Here is a 17,240-nt window from a genome sequence, read left to right as displayed (position 1 = left end):
CGGCGAGCTTACCATGGCGAGCCGCGAGTTTGATTGATCCGGGTCGCCGCTGCGCCGAACAGGCTTGCATCTGCCCGGCACGATCAGTACAAAACGCCCTGAGCCGGACGGCAGCGCTGCACCATCGACCGTCCGCGCCGGCTAAAGCCTGAACCCTGAGGAAGTACCTGAATGAAAAAGTGGCAATGTGTGGTCTGCGGCCTGATCTACAACGAAGCCGACGGCTGGCCGGATGACGGCATTGCGCCGGGCACCCTGTGGCAGGACGTGCCGGAAGACTGGCTGTGCCCGGACTGCGGCGTCGGCAAGATGGACTTCGAAATGATCGAAATCAACTGAGAAAACACTGAGGAGTAGGGCATGAGCGCACCTGTCGTCATCATTGGCACTGGGCTTGCGGGTTACAACCTGGCCCGCGAGTTTCGCAAACTCGATGGCGAAACCCCGTTGCTGCTGATTACCGCCGATGACGGTCGCTCCTACTCCAAGCCGATGCTTTCAACCTGCTTCGGCAAGCACAAGGACGCCGACGGCTTGAGCATGGCCGAGCCGGGCGCGATGGCCGAGCAGTTGAAGGCCGAGATCCGCACCCATACCCGCATCAGCGGCATCGATCCGGGCCACAAGCGGCTGTGGATCGGTGAGGAAGCGGTGAGCTATCGCGACTTGATCCTCGCCTGGGGCGCGGAAACCGTGCGTGTGCCGATCGAAGGCGACGGCGGGGATCTGGTGTTCCCGATCAACGATCTCGAAGACTACGCGCGCTTTCGCGCGGCGGCCGCCGGCAAGCGTCGGGTGCTGTTGCTCGGTGCCGGGCTGATCGGCTGCGAGTTCGCCAACGACCTGATTCTGGGTGGCTACGAGGTGCAACTGGTTGCACCGTGCGAGCAGGTGATGCCGACCCTGCTGCATCCCGCTGCGGCGGCTGCGGTGCAGGCCGGGCTGGAAAGCCTCGGTGCACGTTTCCACCTCGGCCCGGTGCTGACCCGCCTGCAAAAAGTCGCTGATGGGCTGGAAGCGCACCTGTCCGACGGTCAGGTTGTCCCGTGCGATGTGGTGGTCTCGGCCATCGGCCTGCGCCCGCGGATCGATCTGGCGGCGGCCGCCGGCATCCAGACCAATCGCGGCGTGGTGGTCGACCGTCATCTGCAAACCTCGCACGCCAACATTTACGCTTTGGGCGACTGCGCCGAGGTCGACGGGCTGAATCTTCTGTACGTCATGCCCCTCATGAGTTGCGCGCGAGCGCTGGCACAGACCCTGGCCGGCAACCCGACCGTGGTGAACTACGGACCGATGCCGATCACCGTGAAAACCCCGGTTTGCCCACTGGTGGTTTCCCCGCCGCCACGGGGCCGCGAAGGCGTCTGGACGGTCGAAGGGCAGGGCGCCGACGTCAAGGTGCTGTGTCATGACGCCGAAGGGCAACTGCTCGGTTATGCCCTGACCGGCACGACGGTGATGGAAAAACTTGCGCTGAACAAACAGCTTCCGGCCTTGCTGGCGTAAATACCGGTCGTTCTGTCGGAATCACCCCGCTTTTGCCCCCACAAAGGTCGCGGGGAGACTGGCGCCGCCCTTAACCGCGTGCCATCCTCACTCCCGTCTGCCGCAGAGTAGAGCCTGCGGCGCCTTGGGCGCTGTTCCAACGAGAACAGCACGGACATAACAACAAAAAACCGTCAAAGGGGCTTCACTAATGCGTAAACCAGAACTCGCCGCTGCAATCGCTGAAAAAGCGGATCTGACCAAAGAGCAGGCCAACCGCGTTCTCAACGCCGTTCTCGAAGAAATCACCGGCGCCCTGCACCGCAAGGACAGCGTCACGCTGGTGGGCTTCGGCACCTTCCTGCAACGCCACCGCGGTGCCCGCACCGGCAAAAACCCGCAGACCGGTGAACCGGTGAAGATCAAGGCCAGCAACACCGTTGCGTTCAAGCCAGGCAAATCGTTGAAAGACAGCGTCAATCCATAATCGCGGCGCACTCCCTGAACAGCGGGGGAACACCGTAATAAAAAATGGGCATACCGATTGCGGTCGGATGCCCATTTTTTTGGCTGATGGCGAGCCGAGCTGGTCTTGGTGGATCGTTATGGGATTCGTCTAGCCGGTTACCCGTAGGTGGCCAGCACCATTCTGGCGAACTCGTTCTTGCTTGGCTGGTGTCCATAAGATTTCAGGTATTTACGCCACTCGGACTCGAGAATGGGACTTTCGTATTCGCCCTCCGTCGCCAGATGCGCAGCTGCATCGTCTATCAAGGCTTGGGTGTAATGTTTCGAGGGGCCGTCCGAACTGGCGTCTGAAGTTGAAATGAACGGTCCAACCGTTGTGAATAGCAACCCGATCCCGGTCAGCATCGAGAACTCCAAGGGGCCACCGTTCAATAGGCATCCAAATCCGATGCAGCCCTCAGCACGAGCAGAGGTGCTGGTTGTGAGCGTTAGCATGACAACCAAAGCGCATCCAAACCCTGATATTGATCGTTTATTGTGTCTGCCGCTCATGATGGTTTAACCCTCCCTAACGTTACTTATGGATCCCTTTGTCCAGTGATTGCAGATTGGCAGGTGACTGAAGGGGATGTGATGCCTTACCAGCTCCCGAAGGGAATGCCGTATTTTTCGATGTAGGTTTTGGACTCGGGTGAAAGAGGTAGCGCGTAGCGTCCTCCATTTTTCCCTTGATACGGCCCCTGCTTGACGATGCTCCCTTCAACCCGAGTTATCTCGACAGACTTGAGACAAGGCGCTCCCAGCCAGACCTTGGCAATGCCGCCGGGAGCCAAGCCAATACCTATGCGGTCGCGGTAGTCTGTGATCCATTTGCCATCCAGTCTGCAAAAAGCCTTTTCCGGTTTGCGCATGATTTCCCGCGCGGACTCGGGAATAACAATGTAGGCCTCGTAGGTTTGAGGCTCTGCCAATGATTGCCATCGCACATAGATCAAGCGGGGAAGATCGGCACCGGTGACGTCACGTCCGGCGCCGCTGCCGGGGCTGTCAGGCCAGCCCGCAGGCTTGCCCTTGTTGTCGGCGGGGGTGTTTACCGAGGCAATCCCGGCGCCGGCACGTTTGAACACACGTTCACGGATATCCACTACGTCGGCCGTTTCAATCCAGACCTCCATGTAGGCGGGTGCTCCGAAGCCGAGGTACCAGGGCCGTTTGGTGATCGGTTGTGCATGACTTTGAGTGCAAAGCACCAACAGCAATCCGAGGACGAACCCCGTGTGTTTTTTGATGGGCCGAGTGAGTTTATTCATGGGGGTGCACCACTCGTTGTTTGTCTTTTGTCGGTCGGTTTATGAAAACAATGCTCATGTCGCTGTTGTTGAAATCTTTGGCTGCGTTCCAGTGCGCAGAAAGATGGATATAGCGACTGCGTAACAGAGCCCGTTCTTTGATAGTCAGTCCTTCAACAGATGACTCGCCCAAGGCGTAAGCCTGGAGTTTTTTGTGAATGGGTATTAACTCTACGGGCAAATTTAGCGCTGGCCTGTCGGGAATCAACTTGAGCGGTACACTGACTCTCACCGCAAGCTCATGCATGATGCGTAGATACACCAGCGACAACTCACCGTGTACCGGGCGCTCAATCATGGCCGCAGCATAAACCCGCTTCTGGGGATCCGGTGTGGATCGGCCCCTTTCCAATCGTTGAATGACAGGGGTTTCCCAGAGTGCAACCCGCAGTTGATTGCCTGGAGCGTCATCTTCGATGACGCCTTTTGTATACCAGGTAAATGCCTCCTTTTCGGCAGCGACGTAAGCTGCGCTACGGGTCGCTTCGTGGCTTCGGCTGATGGTGCTGGTGACCGGACTGCTCAATAGAAGTTTCTCCCCGGCCCTGGGCAGATAACCACCTCCCAGATCCGAGTGGGCGCCGGGTAATACCAGATCAATCTCACCCAGGCTGTTAAGGGCAAAGTTCTCGCGATGTTCATCACGCGCCACCAGGTGCACCACTTTGTTGGCGCAACCCTCCGGCAGCTTCAAGTTCAGTCCCGGATTTCTGCTGTTGGCGCCAGTGAAGTCGAGCAACCATGGATTGGCGATTGCCGCGACGGTATCAAACAGACCAATGAAGTTGATGCCTATACTGGATTGTGGATCCCAGTCAAAGCCACTGACCAAGAACGGAGAGCCCGCTGGCAGCGCCTTTGCGAGAATGCTGCGCTTGCCCTTGAGTACCTCGTTCGCGAAGTGCCGTGCAGCGGCGGCGCCGCGACTGAAACCGAAAATATCGAACTCGATTCTTTCTATTAGCGCATTGGGGTTTTTTTTAATCAGTGTTCGCATTTGGTCCATGATTTTTTCAGGGCTCTGCTCCACACGAGCCAGGACACCGGTTTCGCCTCGGCCGGTTGCCTGTGCGTAAAGTGAATCGCCTCCATCAGCGGTTGTACCGATGCCTTCGATGTATACGCGCAGGGAGGCCTGTTTCGTGTTCTCCGCTAATACCTCGAAGGCATGGTCCGTATACAGTTCATGCAACCGCACAATGTTGCTCACATCGTTTCCATAACTGTTATCCGGCGAGTTGCCATTTCCGTCATAGCCATAAGTGGCGCAGTGCTTCTGAATCTCTTCGGCAGCCTCAGCCAGATTGGCATCTGGCGCATAGCAAGCCGCGACCGTTTCGCTGTTGGCCTTGTTGTTCCCCGTCCCATCGAAAAACACGCCAATCCGCAAAGTAATTCCGGCAGGCGTTTCATCCTCCAGTTCGACCTCTTCCTCCTCTTCTTCGAGTTCTCCTTCCTCCGCTGCTTGAGTGGAAGCAGTTGCTGGTCCTGCGGCCAAGGCACCCGCCATTGTGGCTTCTGGATGATCAACGGCTCCGCTGGCGGACGTCTTTCCACTCGCCACCATCTCGGTACTGCTGAAGATCCCGTCGCTGTCGATCACGATGTGGTGACCGCCCGCCTTCAGCGTGATGCTGGCGCCGGCATCCAGCACCACGCTGGCGCCGGCCTTGATCTGCACCTGCTGGCCCGCCTCGACGGTGATGATTTTTCCGGCCGTTGTCTGGCTGCTGCCCTGGATGCTTTCCCAACGATCGCGCCCGACCGCCAGCCGGCTGTCATGGAGAACCTGCCGCTCCATGTCGCGCTGGGCGCGCAGGTAAACCAGTTCCTGACCGGCGCGATCTTCAAGCGTCAGTTCGTTGTAGCCACCCGTGTCAGGCGAGCTGCGACTGCGCAGCACGGTTCGGGTCTTGTGCTCGGGAAGCTTGTACGGCGCGGGGGTTATCTTGTTGATCACGCAGCCGGTAATCAGCGGCTTGTCGGGATCACCTTCCTCGAAGGTCACCACCACTTCCATCCCGATGCGGGGGAGGATGACGGCACCGAAACCGTTACCGGCCCAGCTCGACGCCACCCGCACCCAGCAACTGCTGCGCTCACTGTTGAATTCGGCGCGGTCCCAGTGGAATTCGACTTTTACGCGGCCGAACTCATCGCAGTAGATCTCTTCCCCTTTGGGGCCGGTTACTCGAGCGGTCTGGCTGACCAGCGGTGACCGGCGTGCGGGCAGTGGCGGGCGGAACACTACTTCGGCAGGAATCGCGCGGAAGGTGTTGCGATAGCCTTGGGTAAAACCGTCCGCCGATTGAGTTTCGCTGCTGGCCGACTCCTCCAGAACTTGCGGCTGCCGTCCGGTGTGGGTGACACCGAGCAGCAGCCACAGACCGTTGTATTTCTGACGAGGGTGTTCGGTCAGTTCAAGCAGATGGCCACAGCGCAGGGTCGGTTGGTTGCTTTGACCCTCGGCCATTTCATAGTCGGCGCGATGGCGTTCCAGAGCCTGACGGGCCAGCTGCTTGCCGCGCTTTTCGTTCTCCAGCAGCAGCGGGTATCGGTAGTCCTCAAGCGTCGGCGTGAATCCGGCGCTGAAGCGGCTTTCGAGTAAAAGCGTCGGTCGCCTCAGGTCATAGTCGCGTCGCGTGACCCGGCTTGTCCGAGCGGCGGCGCGCACGGAAAACCTGCTGACCACCGTATATTCCGGGACCATCCCGCTATCCCGGCGATAGGGTGTGGCGCGCAAAGTCGGGAGGAACACCGCGTCATCGGTGAACACCAGCAAATGGCCTTGCGCGGAGTGCTGGTGATGCCAGGCGATGCCCTCCTCGGCACACAAGCGCTGAATGAACTCGAAATCACTTTCGCCGTATTGGGTGCAGTACTCCCGTGCCGCGAGGGGCTGGACATGAAAGGTGAACGCATCGGCGAGGATGCCATGTCGTTTGAGCGTTTGCGTGATGATCTGCGGGACAGTCTGCTCCTGGTAAATCCGTTGATCGTGACTGAACTGCAAATAGTGGAGGTTCGGCACCAGTGTCAGGCGATAGCGGGTCAGGCGTTTTTCCGACTCACCCGCCAACACATCTTCGATGCGCCCGTGAATACCTTCGCCGTTGAGGCCGAACTGCAGGAAGGCAGGCTGACTGAGCAGGCCTTCCATATCGAAGTCGGGGTCTTCACTGACCAGTTCGACGTGGAGGGCATAAAGGGTACTGACGGTCTCTGTGCCTTCGAAGGCCAGCACCTTGAAATCGTTGCGAACGGCAGGAATCTGCAGCGCAAAGTGCGCAGAACTGACAGCTCCAGGCATACGCTTGTCCTTAAGCAGAGAGGGGAAGACGGCGTGATGTCGAAACCCTCCCTGGTCAGCGCACGCGAACATTGGCCGGCACGCTAACAAGGCGTTAAACAGATTTATGTAAGAAGGATCGCTTGTTTAAGTCGGAGCTTTCCGGGTTGTAAAACAACGTAGAAATTGTGGGAAATGGCTGTGAGAAAGTGACGGCGAATGATTGGAATCCTGCGTAATAGTCTTATGCAGGCAAGGATCCAGGACTCTTAAACATATAAATGCCATCAAATTGATGGCACTTTTAATGTTGTCTGTTGTCGCCAGTCATTTGTTAATAAATGGCGGTGTATTTTCGGAAGCGTCCTACTTCAAATTTTTTCGGGGTTTGTCATGCTTTCGCCGCTTACTTGTGGAACGAGCGTGCAGATGTTCTCGATGCCGCGCGCCGGCCGCTCTGGTCCAATGCTTTCGGAAGGGATAGGCTTAAAAGTGAAATATAAAGGGACATCAGGGAAACCCCTGTCACATATAGGGCGATCTCCTACAGCGCCCAATGAACAGTTCGTCTTGTTGTTTAATCAGATGCTTGCTAGTGGCCATCATAGTGATTACGATGCGCGCACTTGAAAGAGCAAACACTCAATTGGATGAGTCTTCCGACTGCTCTTCGATACTGTCCCGCGCCGCTGCAACTCCAATAGGCGCACGACCGTAATCCTGATAAAGGCCATGGATGTCCTACTCAAGCAAACTTTCCGCCCATTACCTCGAACTCGCTAAAGTCTCTGTTTCCAAAGAGAATTTTGCGGGCGAAGACGTTCGTTTCTCGAGCGAATTCGAGGCCCTGGAAAGCGAGCTGGCCAAAGCCTCGTCGATGCACGAAAGCGGGCAGATCGACTGGCTGAAAATTCGCGAAAACAGCGAAAACCTCCTGCGTACCCAATCCAAGGATTTGCGTGTCGGCGCCTGGCTGACCTGGTCGCTGTACCAGCGTGAATCCTTCCCCGGCCTGCTGGCCGGCCTCGGTTTTCTGCACCATTTGTCGGAAAACCACTGGGCCGAGATTCACCCGCTCAAACCCCGCACCCGGGCCGCCGCCATCGGCTGGCTGGTGCCGCGTCTTGAGCAGGTGATCACCGAAAATATCGCGATCAAGGAACAGCTGCCGATGTTCCGGCAGTTGTCCGAGCATCTGTCCGGTCTCGACGCCGCCTGCACCGAGCATTTGGGCGATGATGCGCCGCTGCTGCTGCCGCTCTCCCGCCGCCTGAAAACCATGATCCAGCGCGCCGCCGACAACCAGCCGGCACCCGGTGTGGTGGGGGCGGCGGTGGCGCAGGTCAAGCAGGCCGCCAGCCAGTTGCTGGCGCCCGGCGCGCCGATCGACAACGAGAAAGAAGCCCACAAGGCCCTGCGCGCCCAGCAGGAAAGCGCCCGCCCGCTGTGCGCCTGGTGGCTCAAGCAGAAAGCCACCGACCTGCGCGCCCTGCGCCTCAACCGCACCTTGCTGTGGATGACGATCGACGCGGTGCCCGAGCGCAACGCCGAGCAGATCACCGTGCTGCGCGGGTTGCCGGTGGACAAGCTCAAGCAGTATCAGGACCGTTTCGATCAGGGCAAATACGCCGACCTGCTGGTGGAACTGGAGGCGAGCCTGGCGAAGGCGCCGTTCTGGTTCGATGGCCAGAGGATGGTCTGGGAATGTCTCCAGAACCTCAACGCCGAGCTGGCCATGCGCGAAGTGGAAATCCACTTCGCGCTTTTGATTCAACGCCTGCCCGGCATCATCGAGCTGCGTTTCCATGACGGCGCGCCGTTCGCCGATCCGTCCACCCGGGCGTGGATCGCCGGCAACGTCATGCCGCACCTGCAAAGCGCCAGCGCGCCGCGCAAGGTCGAGACCGAGAACGCCGAAACCCAGCCGGCCTGGGAAAAGGCCCTCGAAGAAGTCCAGCCGATCCTGCGCAAGGAAGGCCTCAAGCCCGCAGTTCAGCTCCTCAAGCAGGGCCTGCAATCGGCGCACGGCGGCCGCGAACGCTTCTTCTGGCAGTTCGCCCTCGCGCGGCTGTGTTTCCTGGCCAAGAAATACGAGCTGGCCAAGAACCAGCTCGAAACCCTCGATCAGACATTACAGGACTCAGGTCTGCACGCCTGGGAGCCCGATCTTGCATTGGAAGTGCTGCACCTGCTGCACAGTTGCTGCGAGTTGTTACCGCAGAACCATGCCGTACGTGAACGCAAGGAAGAGATTTATCGCAGGCTGTGCCACCTCGACCTCGAAGTGGTACTCGAATAGGCCCCAGGGCCACAACCGCAAGGAGAAAAGCCATGGCCAAAGAAGGCTCGGTAGCCCCCAAGGAACGCATCAACGTCACCTTCAAACCCGCCACCGGCGGTGCTCAGGAAGAGATTGAACTGCCGCTGAAGCTGCTGGCAATCGGTGACTACACCCACCGCAAGGACGATCGCAAGATCGAGGATCGCAAGCCGATCAGCATCGACAAGATGACCTTCGACGAAGTGCTGGCCAAGCAAGAGCTGGGTCTGACGCTGAGCGTGCCGAACCGTCTGCAGGAAGATGGCGAGGCCGACGAGCTGGCTGTGCAACTGCGCGTCAACTCCATGAAGGACTTCAACCCGGCCAGTCTGGTCGAGCAAGTGCCCGAGCTGAAAAAACTGATGGAACTGCGCGACGCGCTGGTGGCCCTCAAAGGCCCGCTGGGTAACGCACCTGCGTTCCGTAAAGCCATCGAAGGCGTGCTCGCCGACGATGAATCCCGCGGTCGCGTACTCGGTGAGCTGGGCCTGAACGCCGCAGCTCCGGACGCTTGAGACTCCAGCAGCCAAGGAAGCCAACACAATGAGCACTAGCGCAGCACAACAGAACGCCGCAGAAAACGGCGAATACAGCATCCTCGACAGCATCATCGCCGAAACCCGCCTGACGCCGGACGACGAAGCCTACGACATCGCCAAACGCGGTGTGTCGGCGTTCATCGAAGAGCTGCTCAAGCCGCAGAACAACGGTGAGCCGGTCAAGAAAGCCATGGTTGACCGCATGATCGCCGAGATCGATGCCAAGCTCAGCCGTCAGATGGACGAAATCCTGCACCACCCGGACTTCCAGGCCCTGGAATCGTCGTGGCGTGGCCTGCAACTGCTGGTCGACCGCACCAACTTCCGCGAAAACATCAAGATCGAAATCCTCAACGTCTCCAAAGAAGACCTGCTGGACGATTTCGAAGACTCGCCGGAAGTCATGCAGTCGGGCCTGTACAAGCACATCTACACCGCTGAATACGGCCAGTTCGGTGGTCAGCCGGTTGGCGCGATCATTGCCAACTACTACATGTCCCCAAGCTCGCCGGACGTGAAGCTGATGCAGTACGTGTCCAGCGTAGCGTGCATGTCCCACGCACCGTTCATCGCCGCCGCCGGCCCGAAATTCTTCGGCCTGGAAAGCTTCACCGGCCTGCCGGACCTGAAGGATCTGAAAGATCACTTCGAAGGCCCGCAATTCGCCAAATGGCAGAGCTTCCGTACTTCGGAAGACTCCCGCTACGTTGGCCTGACTGTGCCGCGTTTCCTGCTGCGTAACCCGTACGACCCGGAAGAAAACCCGGTCAAATCGTTCGTGTACAAGGAAAACGTTGCCAACAGCCACGAGCATTACCTGTGGGGCAACACCGCTTACGCGTTCGGCACCAAGCTGACCGACAGCTTCGCCAAGTTCCGCTGGTGCCCGAACATCATCGGCCCACAGAGCGGCGGCGCGGTTGAAGACCTGCCTCTGCACCACTTCGAAAGCATGGGCGAAATCGAAACCAAGATTCCTACCGAGGTTCTGGTTTCCGACCGTCGTGAATACGAACTGGCCGAGGAAGGCTTCATCTCCCTGACCATGCGTAAAGGCTCCGACAACGCGGCGTTCTTCTCCGCAAGCTCGGTGCAGAAGCCGAAGTTCTTCGGCATCAGCGCAGAAGGCAAGGCTGCAGAGCTGAACTACAAGCTCGGCACCCAACTGCCGTACATGATGATCGTCAACCGCCTGGCTCACTACCTCAAAGTGCTGCAGCGCGAGCAACTCGGTTCGTGGAAAGAACGTACCGACCTCGAGCTGGAACTGAACAAGTGGATCCGCCAGTACGTGGCCGACCAGGAAAACCCGAGCGCCGAAGTACGTGGCCGTCGTCCGCTGCGCGCTGCGCAAGTGATCGTCAGCGACGTTGAAGGCGAGCCGGGCTGGTACCGCGTCAGCCTGAACGTGCGTCCGCACTTCAAGTACATGGGTGCCGATTTCACCCTGTCGCTGGTTGGCAAGCTGGACAAAGAGTAAGAGCGACTCATGGACGGATACGGCAGCCTTTTCGAACGCCTCAACGGCGACGCGGAACTACGCAAGGGCAGGAGCCTCGAGGCTTCGGCCATGGCGTCGGTGGCTGCCCATCTGGCCAAAATGCTCAGCACCCGGGCCGGCAGCGTGCAAACGCTGTCCGACTACGGGTTGCCCGATCTCAATGACATGCGCCTGAGCCTGCACGACTCCCTGAGTCAGGCCCGCCTGGCCATCGAAAGCTTCATCGAAGCCTACGAGCCGCGCCTGAGCAACGTGCGTGTCATTTCCCTGCCGCGTGACCACGATCAGCTCCGCCTGGCCTTCAGCATCGAAGGCCTGCTGGAAGTCGAGGGTTTCAAGCGTCAGGTCAGTTTCTCCGCGCGCCTGGATGGCAGCGGTCAAGTGAAGGTCAACTAAGGAGAACCCCGATGTCTGGCAAACCTGCAGCACGCGTATCCGACCCCACCGCTTGCCCGCTCCCCGGCCACGGCACCAACCCGATCGCCGCCGGTTCCGGCGACGTGTTCTTCGACGGCCTCGCGGCCGCCCGCGAAGGCGATGCCTCCGCGTGTGGTGGTGCGATGGTCGGCGGTTTGGCCACGACGGTGAAAATCAATGGCAAGTCTGCTGTCACGGTTGATTCCGTGGGCTCCCACGGTAACAAGGTTACGGCTGGGTCTTCGACGGTGATTATCGGGAATTCGCATACTCCGGCACCGTTTGTTCCTCCAATCCCTCTGACCATTTTTGGTTTCGACGTTCGGATTCAACTGATGGATCAAGCATCTGGAACGCCACTCAAAAATGTCTCTTACGTCGCCACGCTCGAAGATGGCACAGAGGTTCACGGTAAGACCGATGCATCTGGATTTTCGAAAGCACTGGGCAAAAAAGCACAATCACAAAACGTCCAGATCTCGGTGAAACCGAACTGGCTGCTAAAAGGGGAGTGAGATGCCGCAAGCCGTCCAAGTGGCAACTGTCGCCACTACACCTGCCGCCGACGTTTCACCGATTCAGGTTTACTTGACTGCGGATAACGACTTTCTCATCCCTTTGGTCTTTCCCCAGTTCGAAATCCATGTAATGGATGACTACAAGGACACTTGGTTTGGTCAAAAAGTCAAAATCGAGTTTCCCAAAGCACCTTTCCTTGGTCATGCAGGTGTTCTGCTAATTAATGGCAAGACAGGTGTTTCTAAATATTATGAATACGGTCGATATAAAGGACCTGGTCCGGCTGGGCGTGTTCAAAAAGGCAATATTCCGGACGTAAAAATCGTGGCCGGGCATATTACCGAATCCTCATTGAAAAAAACGCTTAGACAGATTTCGATAACTCACGGCCAATCTGGGAATATCAAAGGTGTCGTGCTTAGAGGCGCCATTTATGCAAGCGCTTTGGCATGGTTGGACGGGAAGTTTTCTGAGAATAATGACAAGTCGCGGAAGCCCTACGATTTAGGGAATCATAACTGCGTAACTTTCGCTGCTGACTTGGCGGAGAGTGTTGGTTTTTCTCCTCCTTTCCGGTCTCGTACAGTTGTTCCAACTGCATATATGGCGCAATTCCAATTGTCTGAAACTGATATCGATTACAACTTTGCTGACGACAAGCTGGAAATTGACGAATGAAATTTTTTAAGAAATTAGTCATTTCGCTAATTATTATTTGCAGTCTCGTGATTGTGGCAATTTTTGCTTTGCTGGAACGAGATAACGGAAAGGGACCTGTTTTGAAAGACCATCCGAATGCTTTTTGGAGCGGCGCGGAAGACGGCGGCTCTTTCTTTGAAATTACCAAGTCGAGCCCGCCAAACTATTACGTTGAAATACGCCATGAAAGCGGGGATATCTGGTCCAAAGGATGGGTGACGCATGTCAAGAAGGGCGGAGGCCGACTTTTGAATGAAGACTTTATGGGTTATGACGGGGGAGATGATGTCTACCTGCAGGACGAAACTGCATTGAAGTTGAACCCGGAACTGGTGAAGTAGCATGACGGTATTCGCATTCCTTAATTTGAGAATGGGGACTGTCCCCGATGTCAATTCTTGTGATTGTCGGGATCAAAATAAAAAAGGCGCAGACTTTCGCTTTTGTTTGGGCATCTTGTACGAAAGTGTGTCAGTTGCTCCAGTTGAGGTTCTTTCCAAATGAACTCGTGGCGTAAGTTTTTCATAGGTTCTGCAGCACTTTTTGCTAGTTTGATAGCTGCTGTTATTCTCATTGTAAATGGTGTTTTAATTCGTGCGTCTGATGTCTCGAAAAAAAGTCCGTCTGGTCAATATCTTATAGAGTCTGTTCCTGCGGGTTCAATTTTAACTCCGAGAGATTCAGTTTATTTGCGTTTCACAGACTTAAATGACCCTGGTCGTGTTTATCGTACTCCTCTGTTTTCAGATGTTTCGTTGGATATGAGTGCGGATGAGGATGAAGAAACGGTGGGCGTTATCTTCATTGCGCTCAGCAAGAAAAGTAAGCAGTTCACGCTGGCATTGTCCAATCCACGAAAGCACTGGATGGATTTCTTTATTAGCAATACCCCTTACAAGGTTTTGGAAAATTGAAGGTCGCAATTCATGGTGCAGGTACTTGGTACGGGAATGTGAAGCCGGCATGAACATCTACGCCCGCGTTGCCATGAACCTGGCTTTCCATGCCGCTGGATGTGTTGCGTACGTTTTCCTGAACGACGCAGTGGTCGTTGCCTACAAAGCATTCAACGGCGGCTTCACCACCCGTGGCGTAGGCATCGGCATCGCACATTACATGTTCATTTATATTTTTTTCGCGGTGAACGCACTGGTTGCTGTGTTCCAGAACCTATGGGCAAAACTCGGCCTGCTCGCGCTGATGGTCTCTTGGATTCTATTCATGATGGTGCCCGACAACCCGTTGCGGGCGCTGTTCTACACCGTGGCTCAGGGCGGGGTGACGTTGCTGGCGATTCTGGCCACGCAGGTCATTGAGCTGCGCCTGGAAAAGCGCGCGTTGATGCGGCAGGCATTGCCTGCGATTGCTTCGCAGGTCGTGGTTTCGAAGATGAGGGCCTGCCCGTGATCGGTGTATCGAACGAGATGCCCATCCTCAGACGCGCGCAGCTGAGTTTTTTCATGGGTGCCTTGTGGACGCCATTCTTGGCCATGCTGGCGTTTTCATCCTATGGCCTGTGGATTGGCGATTATTCGACATTCGATTCGTCCGAGACCCACTGGGTGTATCTGTTGTGGTTCGGCATGCCCGGACTGTTGTTGTTTGCGCTGTGGGTATCGCGGGCCGCGAAGAGCCGCAATGAGCAGCAGGCGCTGCGGATGATCTGGTTGGCGCCGTTGAAGTTCATCCCTTTCTACGCGGTGCCATGGATGCTTTATGGCTTGTGCAGCCTGGTCGTCGGGCCGTTCGACAATGCTTTCATGGCCTACGGATGGATCCTGCTCGTGCCGTACCTCCTGATCGGCGGTTACGTGTGTGCCGGTGTGACAGTCGCGCTCTACAGGATATTTTTTTGATGAGTTCCACTACCAGGCAGGTAACCCGTGTCCTTTAACCACTACTACCAAAGCGAACTCACCGCACTGCGCCAACTGGGCCGCCGTTTCGCCGAGCGTAGTCCGGCGCTGGCGCCGTTCCTGGGGCAGGCCGGGCGGGATCCGGATGTGGAGCGGTTGCTTGAAGGCTTTGCGTTTCTGACCGGGCGGCTGCGCCAGAAGCTCGATGACGAGTTGCCGGAGCTCAGCCATTCCCTGATGCAGCTGCTGTGGCCGAACTACATGCGCCCGCTGCCGGCGTTCAGCATTCTGCAGTTCGACCCGCTCAAGCGTTCCGGGCCGGCGCTGAAGGTCGAGCGTGATACGCCAATCGAGAGCGTGCCGATCGAAGACGTGCGTTGCCGTTTCCGCACCTGCTACCCGACCGAAGTCATGGCCCTGGATCTGGCCGCGCTCAACTACTCGGTGAAGGGTGACGGTTCGCTGCTCAGCCTGCGCTTGGAGATGAGTGCCGACGGCCACCTCGGCGAGCTGGAGCTGAGCAAACTGCGCCTGCACTTTGCCGGCGAGCGCTACATCAGCCAGATGCTCTACCTGAGCCTGCTGCGCAATCTCGACGGCATCGAACTGATCCCGCTTGACGGCGCCGGCAAGCCTATCGATGGCGTGAGCGGCAAGCCGATGGCGTTCAAGATTCCGGGCGACCGGGTCAAACCGGTGGGCTTTGCCGAAGAAGAAGCGTTGATCCCGTATCCGCTGAACACCTTCCGCGGCTATCGCTATCTGCAGGAATACTTTGCCTTCCAGGACAAGTTCCTGTTCGTCGATGTCCACGGTCTCGACATCCTCAAGGCGCTGCCGGAAGACACCCTCAAGCAGATGCGCGGCCTGGAATTGCGTTTCGACATCCGCAAGAGCGGCATCATGCGCATGCGTCCGACCCTGGATAACGTGAAGCTGTTCTGCACGCCGATCGTCAACCTGTTCAAGCACGACGCACTGCCGATCCGCCTCGACGGCAAACAGGATGAATACCTGCTGCTGCCGGCTGAATACGATCTGGAAAACTGCGGTGTGTTCTCGGTGGAAACCGTGACCGGCTGGAAGCCCGGCGGCCTCGGTTATCAGGAGTACGTGCCGTTCGAATCCTTCGAGCACGACCCGAGCTTCGACGTGCCCAACAGCCGTCCGCATTACAGCATCCGTCAGCGCTCGTCGCTGTTGCACGACGGCCTCGACACCTACCTGAGCTTCGGCATCCGCCACACCGAAGCCCATGAAACCCTGTCGATCGAGCTGGTCTGCACCAATCAGAACCTGCCACGCAAACTCAAGCTCGGGCAGATCTGCATGGCCTGTGAAGAGACCCCGGAGTTCCTGAGTTTCCGCAACATCACCCCGGCCACTTCCAGTTTCGCGCCGCCGCTGAACCGTGACTTCCTGTGGAAGCTGATCAGCAACATGTCGCTTAACTATCTGTCGCTGGCCGACGTCAATGCACTCAAGGTGATTCTCGAAACCTACGACCTGCCGCGCTACTACGACCAGCACGCGGAGAAGGTCAGCAAACGTCTGCTGGGCGGCCTCAAGCACATCAAGCATCACCACGTGGACCGCTTGCACCGTGGTCTGCCGGTACGCGGTTTGCGCACCGAACTGACCATCGACCCGGAAGGGTATATCGGTGAGGGCGACCTGTTCGTCTTCGCCTCGGTTCTCAACGAGTTTTTCGCGCTTTACGCCAGTCTCAATTCATTCCACGAGCTGCGGGTAAAAAGCACACAGGGAGAGGTGTACCAATGGACACCACGTATGGGCCTGCAGCCCCTGCTTTAAGCGGGTTGACGAAGGTAATACGCGAGTACTCGCTGTTTCAGGCCGTGCTGCTGGTGATCGACCGGCTGCGCGATGCGCACCCGTACCTGAGCGAAGACGATTTGTACGACCAGCTGGAATTCCAGGCCAACCCGAGCCTCGGATTTCCGCGCAGCGACGTCGATCGCGTGGAGTTTTTCGAAGAGCACGGGCAGATGCGCGCGCGCCTGCGCTTCAACCTGATCGGCCTGGTCGGTTCCGGTTCGCCGCTGCCGGCGTTCTACGGCGAGCAAGCCCTGGGCGACAGCGAAGACGGCAACCCGACGCGCAACTTCCTCGACCTGTTCCACCATCGCCTGCAACGGCTGATGTTGCCGATCTGGCGCAAGTACCGCTATCGCGCGAGCTTCCAGAGCGGTGCGGTCGACCCGTTCTCGTCACAGCTGTTTGCCCTGATCGGCCTCGGCGGCGACGAGATCCGCAAGGCCAAGGAGCTGAACTGGAAACGCCTGCTGCCGTACCTCGGCCTGCTCAGTCTGCGGGCGCACTCGGCGGCGCTGATCGAAGCGGTGCTGCGTTACTACTTCAAGCACGAAGACCTGGTGATCGAGCAATGCATCGAGCGCCGCGTGGAAATCCTCGAAGAACAGCGCAACCGCCTCGGCTTCGCCAACAGCGTGCTGGGTGAAGACCTGGTGCTGGGCGAACGCGTGCGCGATCGCAGCGGCAAATTCCGCATTCACATCACCGAACTCGACTGGGAACGCTTCCACGAATTCCTGCCCATCGGTTTCGGTTACCAGCCGCTCTGCGCGCTGGTGCGGTTCACCCTGCGTGACCCGCTCGATTACGACATTCGCCTGGTGCTGCGCCCGGAAGAAATCCGCGAACTGCGCATTGGCGAGAAGAACGACTGTCGCCTGGGGTGGACCAGTTGGCTGGGCTGCGAGAAAGCAGACGGCGTGGTGACCCTGGGCAGCAAAATTCATTAAGGACGTGAG

18 protein-coding genes are annotated in these 17,240 nt (G+C 57.8%); 15 read left to right on the top strand and 3 right to left on the bottom strand.

From position 1 onward, the window contains the following. Positions 1-171 precede the first annotated feature (171 nt). The 3 genes from PDR5_RS28430 (at position 172) to PDR5_RS28420 (ending at position 1,975) form a co-directional block, all read left to right on the top strand. Complete coding sequence (locus PDR5_RS28430; protein WP_007954349.1) at positions 172-339, top strand: rubredoxin; 168 nt, start codon at positions 172-174, stop codon at positions 337-339. 21 nt (positions 340-360) lie between these two features. Next, on the top strand, positions 361-1,509 hold the full coding sequence (locus PDR5_RS28425) for an NAD(P)/FAD-dependent oxidoreductase (protein ID WP_064600487.1): 1,149 nt from the start codon (positions 361-363) through the stop codon (positions 1,507-1,509). Positions 1,510-1,699: 190 nt separating this feature from the next. Next, positions 1,700-1,975: an HU family DNA-binding protein gene (locus tag PDR5_RS28420; protein ID WP_003213368.1), complete on the top strand. Its 276-nt coding sequence runs from the start codon at positions 1,700-1,702 to the stop codon at positions 1,973-1,975. A 137-nt stretch (positions 1,976-2,112) separates the two neighbouring features. Here the strand turns inward: PDR5_RS28420 and PDR5_RS30270 are convergent, their stop codons facing one another. The 3 genes from PDR5_RS30270 to tssI form a co-directional block, all read right to left on the bottom strand. Next, positions 2,113-2,361 (bottom strand): hypothetical protein, encoded by a 249-nt coding sequence (locus PDR5_RS30270; RefSeq protein WP_236187597.1) that lies wholly within the window; start codon positions 2,359-2,361, stop codon positions 2,113-2,115. Between the two features lie 233 nt (positions 2,362-2,594). Continuing rightward, positions 2,595-3,266 (bottom strand): DUF2931 family protein, encoded by a 672-nt coding sequence (locus tag PDR5_RS28410; protein WP_064600479.1) that lies wholly within the window; start codon positions 3,264-3,266, stop codon positions 2,595-2,597. Next, entirely contained in the window at positions 3,259-6,615 is a 3,357-nt protein-coding gene (tssI, locus tag PDR5_RS28405; protein WP_064600476.1) for a type VI secretion system tip protein TssI/VgrG, read from the bottom strand. The genes PDR5_RS28410 and tssI overlap by 8 nt, the downstream gene beginning before the upstream one ends. Positions 6,616-7,330: 715 nt before the next feature. On the opposite strand from tssI, the gene tssA reads away from it, so the two are divergent. The 12 genes from tssA (at position 7,331) to tssG (ending at position 17,231) form a co-directional block, all read left to right on the top strand. Further along, positions 7,331-8,893: a type VI secretion system protein TssA gene (gene tssA / locus PDR5_RS28400; protein ID WP_064600474.1), complete on the top strand. Its 1,563-nt coding sequence runs from the start codon at positions 7,331-7,333 to the stop codon at positions 8,891-8,893. Between the two features lie 32 nt (positions 8,894-8,925). Beyond that, positions 8,926-9,429: a type VI secretion system contractile sheath small subunit gene (gene tssB, locus PDR5_RS28395; RefSeq protein WP_003229587.1), complete on the top strand. Its 504-nt coding sequence runs from the start codon at positions 8,926-8,928 to the stop codon at positions 9,427-9,429. Between the two features lie 28 nt (positions 9,430-9,457). Further along, the gene (gene tssC, locus PDR5_RS28390; RefSeq protein WP_011336600.1) at positions 9,458-10,933 is read left to right on the top strand and encodes a type VI secretion system contractile sheath large subunit; all 1,476 of its coding nucleotides are present in this window, start codon (positions 9,458-9,460) and stop codon (positions 10,931-10,933) included. A 9-nt stretch (positions 10,934-10,942) separates the two neighbouring features. Beyond that, on the top strand, positions 10,943-11,350 hold the full coding sequence (gene tssE, locus PDR5_RS28385) for a type VI secretion system baseplate subunit TssE (protein WP_039765135.1): 408 nt from the start codon (positions 10,943-10,945) through the stop codon (positions 11,348-11,350). A gap of 11 nt (positions 11,351-11,361) precedes the next feature. Continuing rightward, on the top strand, positions 11,362-11,886 hold the full coding sequence (locus tag PDR5_RS28380; protein ID WP_064600473.1) for a PAAR domain-containing protein: 525 nt from the start codon (positions 11,362-11,364) through the stop codon (positions 11,884-11,886). 1 nt (position 11,887) lies between these two features. Continuing rightward, positions 11,888-12,568, top strand: coding sequence for a DUF6695 family protein (locus tag PDR5_RS29945; RefSeq protein WP_064600471.1), 681 nt, complete (start codon positions 11,888-11,890; stop codon positions 12,566-12,568). Further along, positions 12,565-12,930: a hypothetical protein gene (locus PDR5_RS28370; RefSeq protein WP_082934454.1), complete on the top strand. Its 366-nt coding sequence runs from the start codon at positions 12,565-12,567 to the stop codon at positions 12,928-12,930. Before PDR5_RS29945 ends, PDR5_RS28370 begins: the two co-directional genes overlap by 4 nt. Before the next feature lie 159 nt (positions 12,931-13,089). Continuing rightward, the gene (locus PDR5_RS29790; protein ID WP_064600469.1) at positions 13,090-13,503 is read left to right on the top strand and encodes a hypothetical protein; all 414 of its coding nucleotides are present in this window, start codon (positions 13,090-13,092) and stop codon (positions 13,501-13,503) included. A 49-nt stretch (positions 13,504-13,552) separates the two neighbouring features. After that, positions 13,553-13,996, top strand: a complete 444-nt coding sequence (locus PDR5_RS28360) for a hypothetical protein (RefSeq protein ID WP_064600467.1) — start codon at positions 13,553-13,555, stop codon at positions 13,994-13,996. Between the two features lie 17 nt (positions 13,997-14,013). Then, positions 14,014-14,445: a hypothetical protein gene (locus PDR5_RS28355; RefSeq protein ID WP_064600981.1), complete on the top strand. Its 432-nt coding sequence runs from the start codon at positions 14,014-14,016 to the stop codon at positions 14,443-14,445. A 27-nt stretch (positions 14,446-14,472) separates the two neighbouring features. Then, entirely contained in the window at positions 14,473-16,260 is a 1,788-nt protein-coding gene (gene tssF / locus PDR5_RS28350; protein ID WP_011336593.1) for a type VI secretion system baseplate subunit TssF, read from the top strand. Further along, positions 16,224-17,231 carry a type VI secretion system baseplate subunit TssG gene (gene tssG, locus PDR5_RS28345; protein WP_039765146.1) on the top strand — a complete coding sequence of 336 codons (1,008 nt, stop codon included), beginning with the start codon at positions 16,224-16,226 and terminating at the stop codon, positions 17,229-17,231. Before tssF ends, tssG begins: the two co-directional genes overlap by 37 nt. Positions 17,232-17,240: the final 9 nt, after the last annotated feature.

Source organism: Pseudomonas sp. DR 5-09, from assembly GCF_001655595.1.
Classification (GTDB): Bacteria; Pseudomonadota; Gammaproteobacteria; order Pseudomonadales; family Pseudomonadaceae; genus Aquipseudomonas; species Aquipseudomonas pharyngis.
This window is presented reverse-complemented; position numbering and strand designations above follow the sequence as displayed.